General features: G+C 60.5%; 11 protein-coding genes. 5 read left to right on the top strand and 6 right to left on the bottom strand.

The window, feature by feature from the left end; translation table 11 throughout:
- Positions 1–461 precede the first annotated feature (461 nt).
- From glgB to glgP, 5 genes are all read left to right on the top strand, one after another.
- On the top strand, positions 462–2,648 hold the full coding sequence (glgB, locus tag ITX55_RS18875) for a 1,4-alpha-glucan branching enzyme (protein WP_033645310.1): 2,187 nt from the start codon (positions 462–464) through the stop codon (positions 2,646–2,648).
- Positions 2,645–4,627: a glycogen debranching protein GlgX gene (gene glgX, locus ITX55_RS18870; protein ID WP_033645309.1), complete on the top strand. Its 1,983-nt coding sequence runs from the start codon at positions 2,645–2,647 to the stop codon at positions 4,625–4,627. Before glgB ends, glgX begins: the two co-directional genes overlap by 4 nt.
- Positions 4,628–4,642: 15 nt before the next feature.
- Positions 4,643–5,920, top strand: a complete 1,278-nt coding sequence (gene glgC / locus ITX55_RS18865) for a glucose-1-phosphate adenylyltransferase (protein WP_004930810.1) — start codon at positions 4,643–4,645, stop codon at positions 5,918–5,920.
- Between the two features lie 135 nt (positions 5,921–6,055).
- Positions 6,056–7,486 (top strand): glycogen synthase GlgA, encoded by a 1,431-nt coding sequence (gene glgA, locus ITX55_RS18860; RefSeq protein WP_033645308.1) that lies wholly within the window; start codon positions 6,056–6,058, stop codon positions 7,484–7,486.
- Positions 7,487–7,626: 140 nt separating this feature from the next.
- A complete protein-coding gene (gene glgP, locus ITX55_RS18855; RefSeq protein WP_033645307.1) occupies positions 7,627–10,074 on the top strand; it encodes a glycogen phosphorylase in 2,448 nt (815 codons plus the stop codon).
- 59 nt (positions 10,075–10,133) lie between these two features.
- Here the strand turns inward: glgP and glpD are convergent, their stop codons facing one another.
- From glpD to ulaG, 6 genes are all read right to left on the bottom strand, one after another.
- Positions 10,134–11,642 carry a glycerol-3-phosphate dehydrogenase gene (glpD, locus tag ITX55_RS18850; RefSeq protein WP_004930801.1) on the bottom strand — a complete coding sequence of 503 codons (1,509 nt, stop codon included), beginning with the start codon at positions 11,640–11,642 and terminating at the stop codon, positions 10,134–10,136.
- A gap of 246 nt (positions 11,643–11,888) precedes the next feature.
- Complete coding sequence (locus tag ITX55_RS18845; RefSeq protein WP_004930797.1) at positions 11,889–12,647, bottom strand: DeoR/GlpR family transcriptional regulator; 759 nt, start codon at positions 12,645–12,647, stop codon at positions 11,889–11,891.
- Positions 12,648–12,697: 50 nt separating this feature from the next.
- Positions 12,698–13,534 (bottom strand): rhomboid family intramembrane serine protease GlpG, encoded by an 837-nt coding sequence (gene glpG, locus ITX55_RS18840; RefSeq protein WP_033651754.1) that lies wholly within the window; start codon positions 13,532–13,534, stop codon positions 12,698–12,700.
- Between the two features lie 171 nt (positions 13,535–13,705).
- On the bottom strand, positions 13,706–14,032 hold the full coding sequence (gene glpE / locus ITX55_RS18835; protein WP_004930790.1) for a thiosulfate sulfurtransferase GlpE: 327 nt from the start codon (positions 14,030–14,032) through the stop codon (positions 13,706–13,708).
- 84 nt (positions 14,033–14,116) lie between these two features.
- Positions 14,117–14,872, bottom strand: a complete 756-nt coding sequence (gene ulaR, locus ITX55_RS18830) for an HTH-type transcriptional regulator UlaR (RefSeq protein ID WP_197756224.1) — start codon at positions 14,870–14,872, stop codon at positions 14,117–14,119.
- Between the two features lie 111 nt (positions 14,873–14,983).
- The gene (gene ulaG / locus ITX55_RS18825) at positions 14,984–16,048 is read right to left on the bottom strand and encodes an L-ascorbate 6-phosphate lactonase (protein WP_033645303.1); all 1,065 of its coding nucleotides are present in this window, start codon (positions 16,046–16,048) and stop codon (positions 14,984–14,986) included.
- Between the last annotated feature and the right edge of the window lie 311 nt (positions 16,049–16,359).

Here is a 16,359-nt window from a genome sequence, read left to right as displayed (position 1 = left end):
TTCTGTACTTTGTTGTAAACCCGCACTTCCTGGGGGCTGAGCGCTTTCAGCCCCCTAACGCCTTATTTTCCGCTTTTTTGTTCGCTGCGCGCCGCGTCGGGCAGCGTTATCGCAAGTCTCGTTTCATTGGGCTGTACCCCGCATCTCTTCTCGTCGGCCGCCGCATGCAGATGCCGTCAGGCTGGCAGTTTTCTTAATGAAGAATTTTCCTCACCAATGCCGAGCCGTTTTTAACAGACATTGGCTATGCTTAACGCAGGGGTGAACACTTTTTCACCATGACTGAAATATTTCAAAAAATAAGCATAAAGAGCGAAATTCAGGTCGGCAGAGTAAAGATTGGTCAATAACCGACCGCAATCACGCTTTAGAGTCCGAATGCATTGCATGATGACCAAAACGGCCAAGGAATAACCAACAAGCCGTGCTTAGATCATGCTGTTAATCTAAGGAAGAAGACTATGCCTGTACTTCCCGATCGTGACGTGATTGATCAGATCATCTCCGGCCATTACGCCGATCCCTTTGCTCTGCTTGGCATGCATGCGACCGATAACGGTCTGCAAGTGCGCGCGCTGCTGCCGGACGCCGGCGCAGTCTGGCTGGTGGAACAGCAAACCGGCCGGCGACTGGTGCAGCTGAACTGCGACGATCCGCGCGGTTTCTTCAGCGCCGTGGTGCCGCGGCGAAAAAATCCTTTCCGCTATCAGCTGCAGGTCAGCTGGCGCGATCATCAACAGATCGTCGACGATCCCTACCGGTTCGGCCCGCTGCTGCAGGATATCGACAGCTGGTTATTGGCCGAAGGCACGCACCTGCGCCCCTATGAACGGCTGGGCGCTCACCTCGTCACGCTGGATGGCGTCGACGGCGTCAGCTTTGCGGTCTGGGCGCCCAACGCGCAGCGCGTCTCGGTGGTGGGGGAATTCAACTTCTGGGACGGCCGCCGCCACCCGATGCGTCTGCGGCGTGAGAACGGCATCTGGGAGTTGTTCTTGCCCGGCGTGCGGGCCGGGCAGCTGTACAAATATGAAATCGTCGATTGCTATGGCAATACCCAACTGAAAGCCGATCCTTACGCCTTTGAGGCGCAGATGCGCCCGGATACCGCCTCGCTGGTGGCGCCGCTGCCGGAGGTGGTGCCGTCGACGCCGGCGCGCCGCCGCGCCAACGATTTTGACCAGCCGATCGCCATTTACGAGGTGCATCTCGGATCATGGCGGCGCCACACCGATAACCACTTTTGGCTCAGCTACGGTGAACTGGCGGTGCAGCTGATCGACTATGTGAAGGACATGGGATTCACCCATATCGAGCTGCTGCCGGTCAACGAGCACCCGTTCGACGGCAGCTGGGGCTACCAGCCGCTGGGGCTGTATGCGCCGACCCGGCGCTTCGGCACGCCGGCCGACTTCAGGGCGTTTGTGGCGGCGGCGCATGAGGCGGGCATCAACGTGATCCTCGACTGGGTGCCGGGGCACTTCCCCAGCGACGCCTACGGCCTGGCGAATTTCGATGGCACTGCGCTGTACGAATACGCCGATCCGCGCGAGGGCTACCATCAGGACTGGAATACGCTGATTTACAACTACGGTCGCCACGAGGTGCGCAACTACCTGGCGGGCAACGCGCTGTATTGGCTGGAGCGCTTCGGCATCGACGCGCTGCGGGTGGATGCGGTGGCGTCGATGATCTATCGCGACTACAGCCGCGCCGACGGCGAGTGGGTGCCGAATTACTACGGCGGCAACGAGAATCTGGAGGCCATCGCCTTCCTGCGTTATACCAACCAGACTATCGGCCAGGCGCAGCCGGGCGCGGTGACGCTGGCGGAGGAATCCACCGACTATCCCGGCGTCACCCTGCCGCCGGACGCCAACGGCCTTGGGTTCCACTACAAATGGAACCTCGGCTGGATGCACGACACGCTCAATTACATGAAGTGCGATCCGGTGCACCGCAAGTATCACCACAACCAGATGACCTTCGGCATGCTGTACGCCTATACCGAGAACTTCGTGCTGCCTATCTCGCACGATGAAGTGGTGCACGGCAAAAAATCGGTCCTCGACCGTATGCCGGGCGACGCCTGGCAGAAATTCGCCAACCTGCGCGCCTATTACGGCTTTATGTGGGCGCATCCGGGCAAGAAGCTGCTGTTTATGGGCTGCGAATTCGCACAGGGGCGCGAGTGGAATTTCGATACCAGCCTCGACTGGCATTTATTGGAAGGGTTGGATAACTGGCATAACGGCGTGCAGCGGCTGGTGCGCGATCTGAACCACTGCTACCGGCAGCAGGCGCCGCTGTACGAGCGCGACTACCGGCCGGACGGCTTCGAGTGGCTGGTGGTCGATGATCACGACAACTCGGTGTTCGCGTTCGCGCGCTACGATTCGCAGGGCAATGAGCTGATCGCCATCAGCAACTTTACCCCGGTGCCGCGCTACCGCTACCGCATCGGCCTCTCGCGCGCCGGTGACTACCGCGAGATCCTCAATACCGATTCGCACCACTATCACGGCAGCAACGCCGGCAATCAGGGGCGGGTCTCTTCCGAAGCGGTCGGCAGCCACGGCCGCGACTTCTCCATCTGCGTAACGCTGCCGCCGCTGGCGACCATTTATCTGCTGCGGGAGGCGCCATGACGGAGCTGACGGCCGGCCTCGCCGCGCCGCTGGGCGCGCATTACGACGGCGAAGGCATCAACTTTACCCTGTACTCGGCGCACGCCGAGCGGGTGGAGCTGTGCCTGTTCGACGGCCAGCAGCGCGAAGTGCGCCTGCCGCTGCCGGCGCGCAGCGGCGATATCTGGCATGGCTACTTACCGGGCGGCAGGCCGGGGCAACGTTACGGTTACCGGGTCTACGGCCCGTTTGACCCGGCGAACGGACAGCGTTTTAACCCCAACAAACTGGCGCTCGATCCGGCCGCGCGCGCGGTGGAAGGGCCGGTGGCGGATCACCCGCACCTGCACGGCGGTTACGAGCAGCCGGACCCGCACGACAGTGCGGAGCTGATGCCGAAGTGCGTGGTGGTGGACGAACAGTATGACTGGCAGGACGATCGCCCGCCTGCCACGCCCTGGGGACAGACGGTGATTTACGAAGCGCACGTGCGCGGCCTGACGCTGCTGCACCCGCAGATCCCGCCGGCGCTGCGCGGCAGCTTCGCCGCATTGGGGCACCCGGCGATGATCGCCCACTTCAAACGCCTCGGCATCACCGCGCTGGAACTGCTGCCGGTGCAGCAACATACCTCCGAACCGCGCCTGCAGCGGTTGGGGCTGATCAACTATTGGGGCTATAACGTGCTGGCGCCCTATGCGCCGGACAACCGCTACGCCAGCCTAAGCACCGATGCCACGCCGCTGAACGAATTCCGCGATGCGGTCAAGGCGCTGCACAAAGCCGGCATCGAGGTGATCCTCGACGTGGTGTTCAACCACAGCGCCGAGCTGGATATGGACGGGCCGATGCTGTCGCTGAGCGGCATCGATAACCTGAGCTACTACTGGCTGACGCCCGAAGGGGACTATGTCAACGACACCGGCTGCGGCAACACGCTGCGGTTGGATCAGCCGCAGGGCGTGGCCTGGGTGATGGATTGCCTGCGTTTTTGGGTGCGGGAGTGCCACGTCGACGGCTTCCGTTTCGATCTGGGCAGCGTGCTCGGCCGCACGCCGGGGTTCGATCGCGATGCGCCGCTGTTCCAGGCGATGCTGGCGGACGATGTGCTGTCGCGCTGCAAGCTGATCGCCGAACCCTGGGACATTGGCCCCGGCGGCTATCAGGTGGGGGCGTTTCCCGGCCGCTTCGCCGAATGGAACGATCATTACCGCGATGACATGCGTCGTTTCTGGCTGCAGAGCGGCGTATCGCTCGGCCAGTTCGCCCGGCGTTTTGCCGCTTCCAGCGATCTGTATAACCAGCGCGGGCGAGCGCCTTACGCCACCGTCAATATGCTGACCGCCCATGACGGTTTTACCCTGCAGGACGTGGTCAGCTTCAATGAGAAACACAATCAGCCCAACGGCGAGGGCAACCGCGACGGCAGCGATCGCAATTTCAGCAACAACCACGGCGTCGAAGGCCTGGTCGCCGACGACGCCATTGTGCAACGCCGCAGGGCCAGCCAGCGGGCGATGCTCGCCACGCTGTTGCTGTCCCAGGGAACGCCGATGCTGCTGGCCGGCGATGAACAGGGACACAGCCAGCAGGGGAACAACAATGCCTATTGTCAGGACAACGCCACCACCTGGCTCGATTGGGCCACGGCGGACGACGCGCTGACCGATTACGTCGCGGCGCTGATCGCGCTGCGCCGCCAGATCCCCGCGCTGCAGCAGGACCGCTGGTGGCAGCAGGACGACGGCAGCGTGCAGTGGCTGAACGCGCAAGGGCAGGCGCTCGACGCGCAGCAGTGGGAGCAGGGCGAGCCGCTCATGCAGATCCTGCTGTCGCAGCGCTGGCTGCTGCTGATCAACGCCACGCCGCAAACGACGGAGATGAGGTTGCCGGAAGGCGATTGGCAGGTTGTCGCCCCGTTCACTCAGGAAGACTCACGGGCGGTATTGCCCGCCTGGCACCAGGCCGCGCGCTCGCTTTGCGTACTGGTACGGAAATAATAAAAGGAGTCCGCTATGGTTAGGTTTGAAAATAAAGACCCCCTGATGTTGGCGCGCCAGCTGCCGATTAAATCCGTAGCGCTGATCCTGGCCGGCGGCCGCGGTTCACGTCTGAAAGATTTGACCTCCACCCGCGCCAAGCCCGCCGTCCACTTTGGCGGCAAATTCCGCATCATCGACTTCGCCTTGTCGAACTGCCTGAACTCCGGCATCCGCCGCATCGGCGTGATCACCCAATACCAGTCGCACACGCTGGTGCAGCACATTCAGCGCGGCTGGTCGTTCCTCAACGAGGAGATGAATGAGTTCGTCGATCTGCTGCCGGCCCAGCAGCGCCTCAGCACCGAGCATTGGTACAAGGGCACCGCCGACGCGGTGTACCAGAACCTGGATATCATCCGCCGCTACGAGGCCGAATACGTGGTGATCCTGGCGGGCGATCACATCTACAAGATGGATTATTCGCGCATGCTGATCGACCACGTCGAGAAGGGCGCTCAGTGCACCGTGGCTTGCCTGCCGGTGCCGCGCAGCGAAGCCGGCGAATTCGGCGTGATGAAGGTGGATGAAAGCGACCGCATCATCGAGTTTCTGGAAAAGCCCGCCGATCCGCCGGCGATGCCGGGCAACCCGGATATGTCGCTGGCCAGCATGGGCATCTATATTTTTAATGCCGCCTACCTGTTCCAACTGCTGGAAGAGGATATGTCGACCCCCGGCTCCAGCCACGATTTCGGCAAGGATCTGATCCCGAAAATCACCGCGCAGCAGGCGGCGTGGGCGCATCCGTTTACCTTGTCCTGCGTGACGTCCAACCCCGACTTGCCGCCTTACTGGCGCGACGTGGGCACGCTGGACGCTTACTGGCGCGCCAATCTCGATCTGGCGTCGGTGACGCCGGAGCTGGACATGTACGACCGCGCCTGGCCGATTCGCACCCACATGGAACCGCTGCCGCCGGCCAAGTTCGTGCAGGATCGCTCCGGTAGCCATGGCATGACCATGAATTCGCTGGTGTCCGGCGGTTGCATCGTCTCGGGCTCGGTGGTGGTGCATTCGGTGCTGTTCCCGCGCGTGCGAGTGAACTCGTTTTGCACCATCGACTCTACCGTATTGTTGCCGGACGTGAACGTCGGCCGTTCCTGCCGCCTGCGGCGCTGCATCATCGACCGCGCCTGCCATATTCCGGAGGGCATGGTGATCGGGGAAAACGCCGATGAGGACAGCAAGCGTTTCTATCGCTCGGAAGGCGGCATCGTGCTGGTGACGCGCGAAATGTTGTCAAAATTGTGAGTTAACGTGGGGGGCAGAACGATAGCCTGCCGCCCGATGAACGGTTCGATGGCTTGCGCAACGCGGCACACATAACAGCGGCAAGCCTGCTTTATTTCTTATCCAGAGGCCTTCGGCCGACTTTCAGGAGTGATAATGCAGGTCTTACACGTATGTTCTGAAATGTTCCCCCTGCTGAAAACGGGCGGACTCGCAGACGTGGTTGGCGCGCTGCCGGCGGCGCAAATCGCCGAAGGCGCCGATGTTCGGGTGCTATTGCCCGCTTTCCCTGACGTACGCAACGGCATACCCGACACCGTGCTGGTGGCGGAGATAGACTCGTTCGCCGGCCGTGTCGGCCTGCGTTACGGCACCTACCATGGCGTGGGCATTTACCTGATCGATGCGCCCTGGCTGTATGACCGGCCGGGCAGCCCATACCACGATCAGTCCATGTACGCCTACCCCGACAACCACCGGCGCTTTGCGCTGCTGGGCTGGATGGCCTGCGAGCTGGCCAAGGGGCTGGATCGCTACTGGCGTCCGCAGCTGGTGCACGCCCACGACTGGCATGCCGGTCTGAGCTGCGCCTATCTGGCCGCCAACGGCCACCCGGCGCGTTCGGTGTTCACCGTGCACAACCTGGCCTATCAGGGCCTGTTCTCCGCCCATCACGTGACCGAGCTGTGGCTGCCGGCGTCGTTTTACGACGTTTATGGCCTGGAGTTCTACGGCCAGATGTCGTTCCTCAAGGCCGGGCTGTTTTATGCCGACCACGTGACCGCCGTCAGCCCGACCTATGCGCGCGAGATCACCCGGCCGGAGTTTGGCTACGGCATGGAGGGGCTGCTGCAGGAGCGGCAGCGGCAAGGCAGGTTGAGCGGCATCCTCAACGGCGTGGACGACAAGATTTGGGATCCGGCCCACGACCCGCGGCTGAGCGCCCGCTACGACGCCGACGATCTGAAAAGCAAGGTCAAAAACAAGCTGCATCTGCAAAAGGCCATGGGGCTGAAGGTGGACGAATCGCTGCCGGTGTTCGCGGTGGTGAGCCGATTGACCAGCCAGAAAGGCCTCGATCTGGTGCTGCAGGCGTTGCCCGAATTGCTGGCGCAGGGCGGGCAGTTGGCGCTGCTGGGCGCCGGCGACGCGGTGCTGCAGCAGGCGTTTCTGGCCGCCGCCGCCGACTACCCTGAGCAGGTCGGCGTGCAGATCGGTTATCACGAATCCTTCTCCCACCGCATCATCGGCGGCGCCGACGTCATTCTGGTGCCGAGCCGCTTCGAGCCCTGCGGCCTGACGCAGCTCTACGGCCTGAAATACGGCACGCTGCCGCTAGTGCGCCGCACCGGCGGACTGGCGGACACGGTCGTGGACTGCGCGCTGGAGAACCTGGCCGACGGCACCGCCAGCGGATTCGTGTTCGACGATTGCGACGCTGTCGCGCTGGGCAACGCCATCCGCCGCGCCATGGTGCTGTGGAGCCGGCCGAAACACTGGCGCCACGTTCAGCGCCACGCCATGAGCGTGGACTTCGGCTGGCCGGTGGCGGCGAAAGAGTATTTATCGCTTTATCAACGCTTGTAGCCCGCGATTCGCGTCGCGAGTTGACGCGCGGCGGGCAACCGTAAGGGTAGATTGTCGGGGCGCAGCGTACCGCGCCCATGTTCAGCGGGGCCAGCTATTCCGCGGCGGATGGCTGGGCTCCCCATTAGGGATTAAAAGCCATGACTTCACCGTTTAGTTACACCTCACCTACGGTCAGTGTGGAAGCGCTGAAACATTCCATTGCCTATAAGCTGATGTTTATCGTCGGCAAGGATCCGGCGATCGCCAACCGCCACGACTGGCTCAACGCCGTCCTGTTCGCGGTGCGCGATCGCATGGTTGAGCGCTGGCTGCGCTCCAACCGCGCCCAGCTGTCTCAAGACGTGCGGCAGGTGTATTACCTGTCGATGGAGTTTCTGATCGGCCGCACGTTGTCGAACGCGCTGCTGTCGATGGGCATTTATCAGGACATCGACAACGCGTTGAACGAGATGGGGCTGAACCTGGCGGAGCTGCTGGAGGAAGAGAACGACCCCGGGCTCGGCAACGGCGGTCTGGGCCGGCTGGCGGCCTGCTTCCTCGACTCGCTGGCGACGCTGGCGCTGCCGGGGCGCGGCTATGGCATTCGCTATGAGTACGGCATGTTCAAGCAGAACATCGTCAACGGCCAACAGATGGAATCGCCGGACTACTGGCTGGAGTACGGCAATCCGTGGGAGTTTCCGCGCCATAACACCCGCTACAAGGTGCGCTTCGGTGGTCGCGTGCAGCAGGAGGGGGCCAAGGCCCGCTGGCTGGAGACCGAAGAGATCGTGGCCATCGCCTACGATCAGGTGATCCCCGGTTTCGACACCGACGCCACCAACACGCTGCGGTTGTGGGGCGCGCAGGCCAGTAACGAGATCAACCTCGGCAAGTTCAATCAGGGCGATTACTTCGCGGCGGTGGAAGATAAAAACCATTCGGAGAACGTGTCGCGCGTGCTCTATCCGGACGATTCGACCTCCTCCGGGCGTGAATTGCGCTTGCGACAAGAGTATTTCCTGGTGTCGGCCACGGTGCAGGATATTCTCAATCGCCATTGGCTGATGCACAAAACCTTCGACAACCTGGCGGACAAGATCGCCATTCACCTCAACGACACTCACCCGGTGTTGTCGATTCCGGAGTTGATGCACCGGCTGATCGACGAGCACAAGTTCAAGTGGCTCGACGCCTGGGAAGTGGTGGAGCAGGTATTCTCCTACACTAACCACACGCTGATGAGCGAGGCGCTGGAGACCTGGCCGGTGGACATGCTCGGCCGCATCTTGCCGCGCCATCTGCAGCTGATTTTCGAGATCAACGATCACTTCCTCAAAATGGTGCAGGAGGTGGCGCCGGGCGACAACGATCTGCTGGCGCGGGTCTCGATCATCGACGAAACCAACGGCCGTCGGGTGCGCATGGCGTGGCTGGCGGTGGTGGCCAGCCACAAGGTCAACGGCGTTTCCGCTCTGCATTCCGAACTGATGGTGCAGTCGCTGTTCGCCGACTTCGCCCGGCTGTTCCCGACTCGTTTCTGCAACAAAACCAACGGGGTGACGCCGCGTCGTTGGCTGGCGCTGGCCAACCCGCCGTTGGCGGCGGTGCTGGACGACTGCATCGGCCAAACCTGGCGCACCGATCTCAGCCAGCTGAGCGAGATCAAGGCCAACATCGATTACCCGAGCTTCCTGCAGGCGGTGCAGCGCGCCAAGCGGCAGAACAAGGAGCGGCTGGCGCTGTACATCGCCAAAACGCTCAACGTGGTGGTTAACCCGGATGCGCTGTTCGACGTGCAGATCAAACGCATCCACGAGTACAAACGGCAGTTGCTCAACGTGTTGCACGTCATCACGCTGTATAACCGTTTACTGGCCGACCCTGATATCGAGCGCGTGCCGCGGGTGGTGATCTTCGCCGGCAAGGCGGCCTCGGCCTACTATGCCGCCAAGCAGATCATCCGCCTGATCAACGACGTGGCCAAAGTGATCAACAACGATCCGCGCGTGCATACCCAGTTGAAGGTGGTGTTCATTCCGAACTACGGCGTCAGCCTGGCGCAGATCATCATCCCGGCGGCGGATCTGTCGGAACAGATCTCGCTGGCGGGCACCGAAGCCTCGGGCACCAGTAATATGAAGTTCGCGCTGAACGGCGCGCTGACCATCGGCACGCTGGACGGCGCCAACGTCGAGATGCGCGAGCACGTGGGGGAGGAGAACATCTTTATTTTCGGCAATACCGCCGAGCAGGTCGAGGAACTGCGCCGCAACGGTTACAACCCGCGCCAGTACTACGAGCAAGACCCAGAACTGCATCAGGCGCTGACGCAGATCGCCACCGGCATGTTCAGCCCTGAGGAGCCGAAGCGCTATGGCAATTTGTTCGACTCGCTGGTGAACCTCGGCGACCACTATCAGCTGTTGGCGGATTACCGCAGCTATGTGGACACGCAGGACAAGGTGGACGAGGTGTATCTCAATCAGGACGAGTGGACGCGGCGCGCGGTGCTGAATATCGCCAATATGGGTTACTTCTCATCCGATCGCACTATTCAGGAATATGCGGATGAAATTTGGCACATTAAGCCGGTGAAGCTGTAAAGCGGGACAGGAAAAAAGCAAAGGGCCGGATAACCGGCCCTTTTTCGTTACGCTGCGGCTCAGGAAGCCAGCGACAGCGCTTTCGTTTTCGCGTGTTCCGCCAGCCAGGCTTTCACGCGCGCCTGCTGCGCTTCGTCCAGCCACATGCCCAGCTTGGTGCGGCGCCAGATAGCGTCGTCCAGCTCCACGACCCACTCTTTCTCGGTCAGGTAGCGCAGTTCGGCTTCATACAGACCGTGGCCGAAATCTTCGCCCAGATCGGCGAGGCCGTTGGCGCCGGCCAGGATCAGCTCGCTCTGGCTGCCGTAGGTGCGGGCATAGCGGCGCGCCAGGGCTTCCGGCAGCCAGCCGTGCGCACGGCGCAGTTTGGCCGCGTAACCGTCGCGGTCGCCGTCGATGTCACCGCCCGGCAGCGTGGCGTTTTTGGTCCACGCCGGGCCGCAGCCTGGGTAGTAGTGGGCCAGTTTTTCCATCGCATGTTCGGCCAGCTTGCGATAGGTGGTCAGCTTGCCACCGAAGACCGACAGCAGCGGCGCTTTGCCTTGCTCGTCGTGCACGTCCAGCGTGTAATCGCGGGTGATCGCCTGCGGTGAATCGGATTCGTCGTCGCACAGCGGACGCACGCCGGAGTAAGTCCAGACGATGTCGTCGCGGCCCAACTGCTTCTTGAAGTGATCGTTGTACACTTTCAGCAGATAAGCGATTTCGTTCTCGTCGATCTTCACGTCTTTCGGATCGCCTTTGTACTCCACGTCGGTGGTGCCGATGATGGAGAACTCGTCATTCCACGGGATCACGAACACGATGCGGTGGTCTTCGTTCTGCAGAATGTAAGACTGCGGCTGATCGTGCACGCGCGGCACCACGATGTGGCTGCCTTTGATCAGACGGATGCCGTAAGGCGATTTCAGCTTCAGGCCGTCGTCGAAGAAGTTTTTCACCCATGGACCGGTGGCGTTCACCAAGCCTTTGGCGCGCCAGGTGAAGGTTTTGCCGCTGTCGATATCGACCGCTTCCACCATCCACAGGCCGTTTTCGCGCCATGCGCGGGTCACTTTGGTGCGGGTGCGCACTTCGCCGCCGCGTTTTTCCACTTCCTGCGCGTTCAGCACCACCAGGCGAGCATCGTCGACCCAGCAGTCGGAATATTCGAAACCGCGCTTCAGCTCAGGCTTCAGCACCGATTCTGGTCCAAAGCGCAACCCCTTGCTGCCCGGCAGGCTGGTGCGTTTGCCCAGGTGATCGTACAGGAACAGGCCGATACGGATCATCCAGGCCGGACGCAGATGCGGCTGGTGCGGCAGGCGGAAACGCATCGGGAACGCGATGTGCGGCGCCAGTTTCAGCAGCACTTCACGTTCGGCCAGCGCTTCGCTCACCAGCCGGAATTCGTAGTGTTCCAGGTAGCGCAGGCCACCGTGGATCAGTTTGGAACTGGCGGAAGACGTAGCACAGGCCAAGTCTTGCGCTTCCAGTAGCAGTACCGACAGCCCGCGCCCGGCAGCATCCGCCGCGATGCCGGCACCGTTGATGCCGCCACCGATAACGATCAAGTCTTTGGTTTCCACGTCATCTTCCTCCAGATGTTCGAAATAGCTCTTTCATGTTCGTTTTCGCTCATGATTGTAATCAAAAACCAACAAGCAAGCCAAGACTTAACCAAACAAAAACATTTAGGCGTGATAGAGGTAACAGTTTGGTGATGATAGTCACACAAGTAGCATGGATATGGCGCGGGCGCGCAAACGGTTGTCGGTGAGGGGGGCTAAAGGGATGAAACGGGGCGGCGGCGCGCCCCGCAGGTTAAGGCCGAATCAGCACAGCTCCAGCTGCACGTCGTACTGTTCGATGATTTTCATCACGCTCGGCGGCGGCAGCTGGTCGGTAAACAGGTAGTCGATCAGGTTCATGTTGCCCAGGTTGACCATGGCGTTGCGGCCGAATTTGGAGTGGTCGGTCACCAGCATCACGCAGCGGGAATTTTCGATAATCGCGCGTTTGGTGCGCACTTCGTGATAGTCGAATTCGAGCAGCGAGCCGTCCATATCGATGCCGCTGATGCCGAGAATGCCGTAATCGAGACGGAATTGGGAGATGAAGTCCAGGGTGGCTTCGCCCATGATGCCGCCGTCGCGGGTGCGCACTTCGCCGCCGGCCAGGATCAGGCGGAAGTCTTCTTTGGCGGTCAGCAGGGTGGCGACGTTAAGGTTGTTGGTGACCACGCGCAGGTTCTTGTGGTTCATCAGCGCATGGGCCACCGCCTCCGGCGTGGTGCCGATATCGATGAACAGCGTGGCGCCGTCCGGGATCTGGCTGGCGACGCGCTGCGCGATGCGGGCTTTCTCTTCCGACCACATCACCTTGCGATCGTTATAGGCAGCGTTGACCGAGCTGGAAGGCAGCGCCGCGCCGCCGTGGTGACGCTGGATCTTGTTCTGGTCGGCCAGGTCATTCAAATCGCGGCGAATCGTTTGCGGGCTGACGTCAAAATGCTCGACCAGTTCTTCCGTGCTGACGTAACCCTGCAGGCGCACCAGCTCGATAATTGCGTCATGACGCTGTGTTTGCTTCACGATAATCCCCTAAAACGCCCGCTATGCCCGCTGGGCATAGCTCCCGGCTGTTATTGTTCGTTGTGTGCGCGATGACGCGTATCCCAAAATGCCATCAATAACCCTAACACTAAACCGGCTACGTGTGCCGCGTTGGCGATCGACATTCCTAAAATATCGAAATATCCGGCCACCAGCCACAGCACCGAGAACACCATCAGGCCGCGCGGCAGCATCAGGCCGCGCTCCGGCGCCCGTTCGCCCGACAGCCAGACATAGCCCATCAGCGCATAGACCACGCCGGACAGCCCGCCGAACAGCGCGCCGCTGAACAGCGATTGCGCCCAGCCGCTGAAGAACGCCGACACCACCGCCAGCACGAACAGCTTGCCGGCGCCGAGGCGTTTTTCCATCTGGCCGCCGAGATACCACCACCACATCAGGTTAAACAGGATATGCAGCAGGGAGAAATGCAGGAACGCATGGCTGATCCAGCGCCACAGCTGGGTGTATTGGCTGCTGTCCTGCGGCCAGGAGAGCCAGTACATCACGGTATCGTCACCGAGCGCCTGCATCAGAATATAGACTGCGATGCACAGCACCATCACGCCGAGCGTCAGCGGCCCGGCTTTGCTGCGCAGGGTGTGCAGGTAGGACTCGCTCTGATAGTGCAGGCCGGCGTCGGTATGGCCGGTCTGCCAGCTGGCGGCCTGATAACGGCGGTTGAGCGGATCGACCAGAAACTGCTGCAGCTCGTGTTGCACCTGCTCGAGATGACCTTCGTCGGCCAGCCAGATTTCCGCCGCCTCGCCGCTGTTGCGCAGCTCAAGCCGGATGCCCTGGGTCGCCATATAGTCGACAAAGGCCAGCGCCAGGCGCGGGTTGGATACGGCGATTACTCTAACCATTGCTCTTCCGTCGTAAGTGAATGATTTTGGCCGCCGCTTGCGCGCCGGCGACCCTGACGGCCGATTATAACGTCGAAATCCTGAGCGCTGGCAAACGGATCTGCGAAAAACCCGCGAAAACGCGCATAAAAACGAAGGGGAAGCCCGCCGACGCACGGCGGGCGGCGGGGATCAGGCAGAGGTTTCCACGTCTTGCGGATACTGACGGGCCCAGGCCTCGAAGCCGCCGTCGATGCTGTAGACCGCGTCGAACCCCTGGTGCAGCAGGTATTGCGCCGCGCTGCGGCTGCTGTTGCCGTGGTAGCACATCACCATCACCGGCCGCTCGAAGTCGTTTTGTTGCATAAAGGCCGACAGGGTGGCGTTGGTGAGGTGAAAGGCGCCCGGCGTATGCCCGGCTTCAAAACTTTGCGGATCGCGGATGTCGACCAGGGCGGCGCTGCCCTCTTTCCAGCGGGTGTAAGCCTGTTCAACGTTGATCGCTTCGAACTGTTCCATACTGCTGACTGCCTCATTATTGGGGGACGCCGCTATTGTAACCAACTCTGCGGCGTTTAAGACCAGAGCAAGCTTGTGGTTTTCTCACACCAGCAGCACTTCTACCCCTTGTTGACGCAGTTGCTCAACGATCGCCGAATCGGCGGCGCGGCCGGTGATCACCATGGCGATTTGCTCGGTGCGGCTGAACAGCACGCCGGCGCGTTGGCCGACTTTGCTGCTGTCGACCAGCACCACCAGTTTACCGACGTAGTTGAGCATCTTCTGTTCCGCCATCGCGGTCAGCATATCGGTTTTATACAGGCCGTCAGCGGTGAGGCCGATACCGCTGGTGAACATCCAGTGCCCGGCGTACAGGGTGGCGTCGCCGTCCTGGGGCGCCAGAGTAATCGACTGGGTTTTGTTGTACTGGCCTCCCATGATCACCACGCTGTCGTGTTCCTGCTCGATCAGGTAATTGGCCAGCGGCAGATAATTGGTGATCACCTGAACCGGCTTGCCGCAAATTTCACGGCCCAACAGAAATGCGGTGGAGCCGCAATTGATCACCACGCTTTCACCCGGCTGACAGAGCTGTGCCGCGGCCGCCGCAATACGCATTTTTTCGTCCAGGTGCTGAGTTTGGTGGATATTGAGCGGCGTCCAGGCCGGGCGCGGAGTTTGTGTGGCTTCGGCGCCGTTGCGCACTTTGCGCAATTTGCCGATTTCATTCAGTTTGTTGATGTCCCGGCGCGCGGTGGCCGGAGAGATGTCAAACGCCGCGATGACGTCCGCCACGGAGATTTGCCCCTTGCGCTGCAAGAGATCGAGAATGGCGTTGTGGCGTTGGGACTCTGTCATGCGGGCTCCGTCGGAGAGAGAAAACGTCGTTGCCTATGATTATATGCGCGCCGTTTGACGATTTGAATCATTCCCGTTCAAAAGCGCGCATCCGTATGCAACACCGGTTGATTACAAGAAAGACTTGAAGGGCAGATCGGGTTCGAGGGTGAAGCAATCATCGAAACCGCGCGGGTAGTGGTACTCCAGATTGTCTTTATCCTGCGGCCAGATGAACTTGCCGCCAACCTGCCAGATAAACGGTTTAAAACCGTATTTGAGCCGGTCTTTCTTCATTTCCCACAGCACGCGAATTTCCTGCGGATCCGCCTGGAAATTCGACCATATGTCATGGTGGAAGGGGATAACGACCTTGGCGTTCAGCGATTCCGCCATGCGCAAGATGTCGGCGCTGGTCATCTTGTCGGTAATGCCGCGCGGGTTCTCGCCGTAGGAACCGAGGGCGACATCGATCTGATGATCGTTGCCGTGCTTGGCGTAATAGTTGGAGTAGTGGGAATCGCCGCTGTGATAAAGGTTGCCGCCCGGCGTTTTGAACAGGTAGTTGACCGCCCGCAGGTCCATGCCGTCCGGCAGAACGCCCGCCGCTTTTTGTTCCACCGGCAGTGTGATGAGCGCCGTGCGATCGAAGGCGTCCAGCGCATGAATTTCAATGTCTTTGATTTTTATCACGTCGCCAGGTTTGACGGTGATGCAGCGCTCAGGCGGCACACCCCAGCCAATCCAGATATCCACGCAGCTTTGCGGCCCGATAAACGGAACGGTGGCGGCGCAATTTTGCAACACCGCCGCGGCGACGTTCACATCGATGTGATCGTTGTGGTCGTGCGTGGCCAAGACGGCGTCGAGCTGGGTAATCGCGAAGGGATCCAGTACGAATGGGGTCGTGCGCAGGTTAGGCTGCAGCTTGCGCACTCCCGCCATTCGCTGCATTTGGTGGCCGGTTTTCATCAGCGGGTTGCCGTGGCTCTGCTTGCCGGTACCACACCAAAAGTCGACGCACAGATTGGCGCTTTCTTCGGATTTGAGCCAGATACCGGTACAGCCCAGCCACCACATGGCGAAGGTGCCGGGCGCAACTTTCTCCTGCTCTATCTCTTCGTTCAGCCAGGTGCCCCATTCGGGAAAGGTGTTCAATATCCAGGATTCGCGGGTGATGTCGTTGACTTTACTCATGGGTCGTTCCTCGTTGGCGGTGATAATGCAATCACAAATAATCATTTTAAGATTTTATGTGATTTGTTTTGATCGAATCTAGCACCGTTTTTTTCAACTGACAACGATCGAAATACACGATAACACCGCCGGATTTACGTGCCGCGCCGTCCTTTTATCTCCTTTTTGTTTGATTAACTGCTATTAAATTCAATGAGTAATAAAATGTAAGTCGTCTAATTCATTGAATGTTAGTGGAATTGATTTTTAACTTGCGAGGTTGTTCACAAATAATCATTTATGATCTTTTTGTGATTTCTTGTGATTGGTAT

This window comes from Serratia sp. EWG9, assembly GCF_019913725.1.
Lineage (GTDB): Bacteria > Pseudomonadota > Gammaproteobacteria > Enterobacterales > Enterobacteriaceae > Serratia > Serratia ureilytica.
Note: the sequence above shows the minus strand (reverse complement) of the source record. Positions and strands in the feature narration are given on the sequence as shown.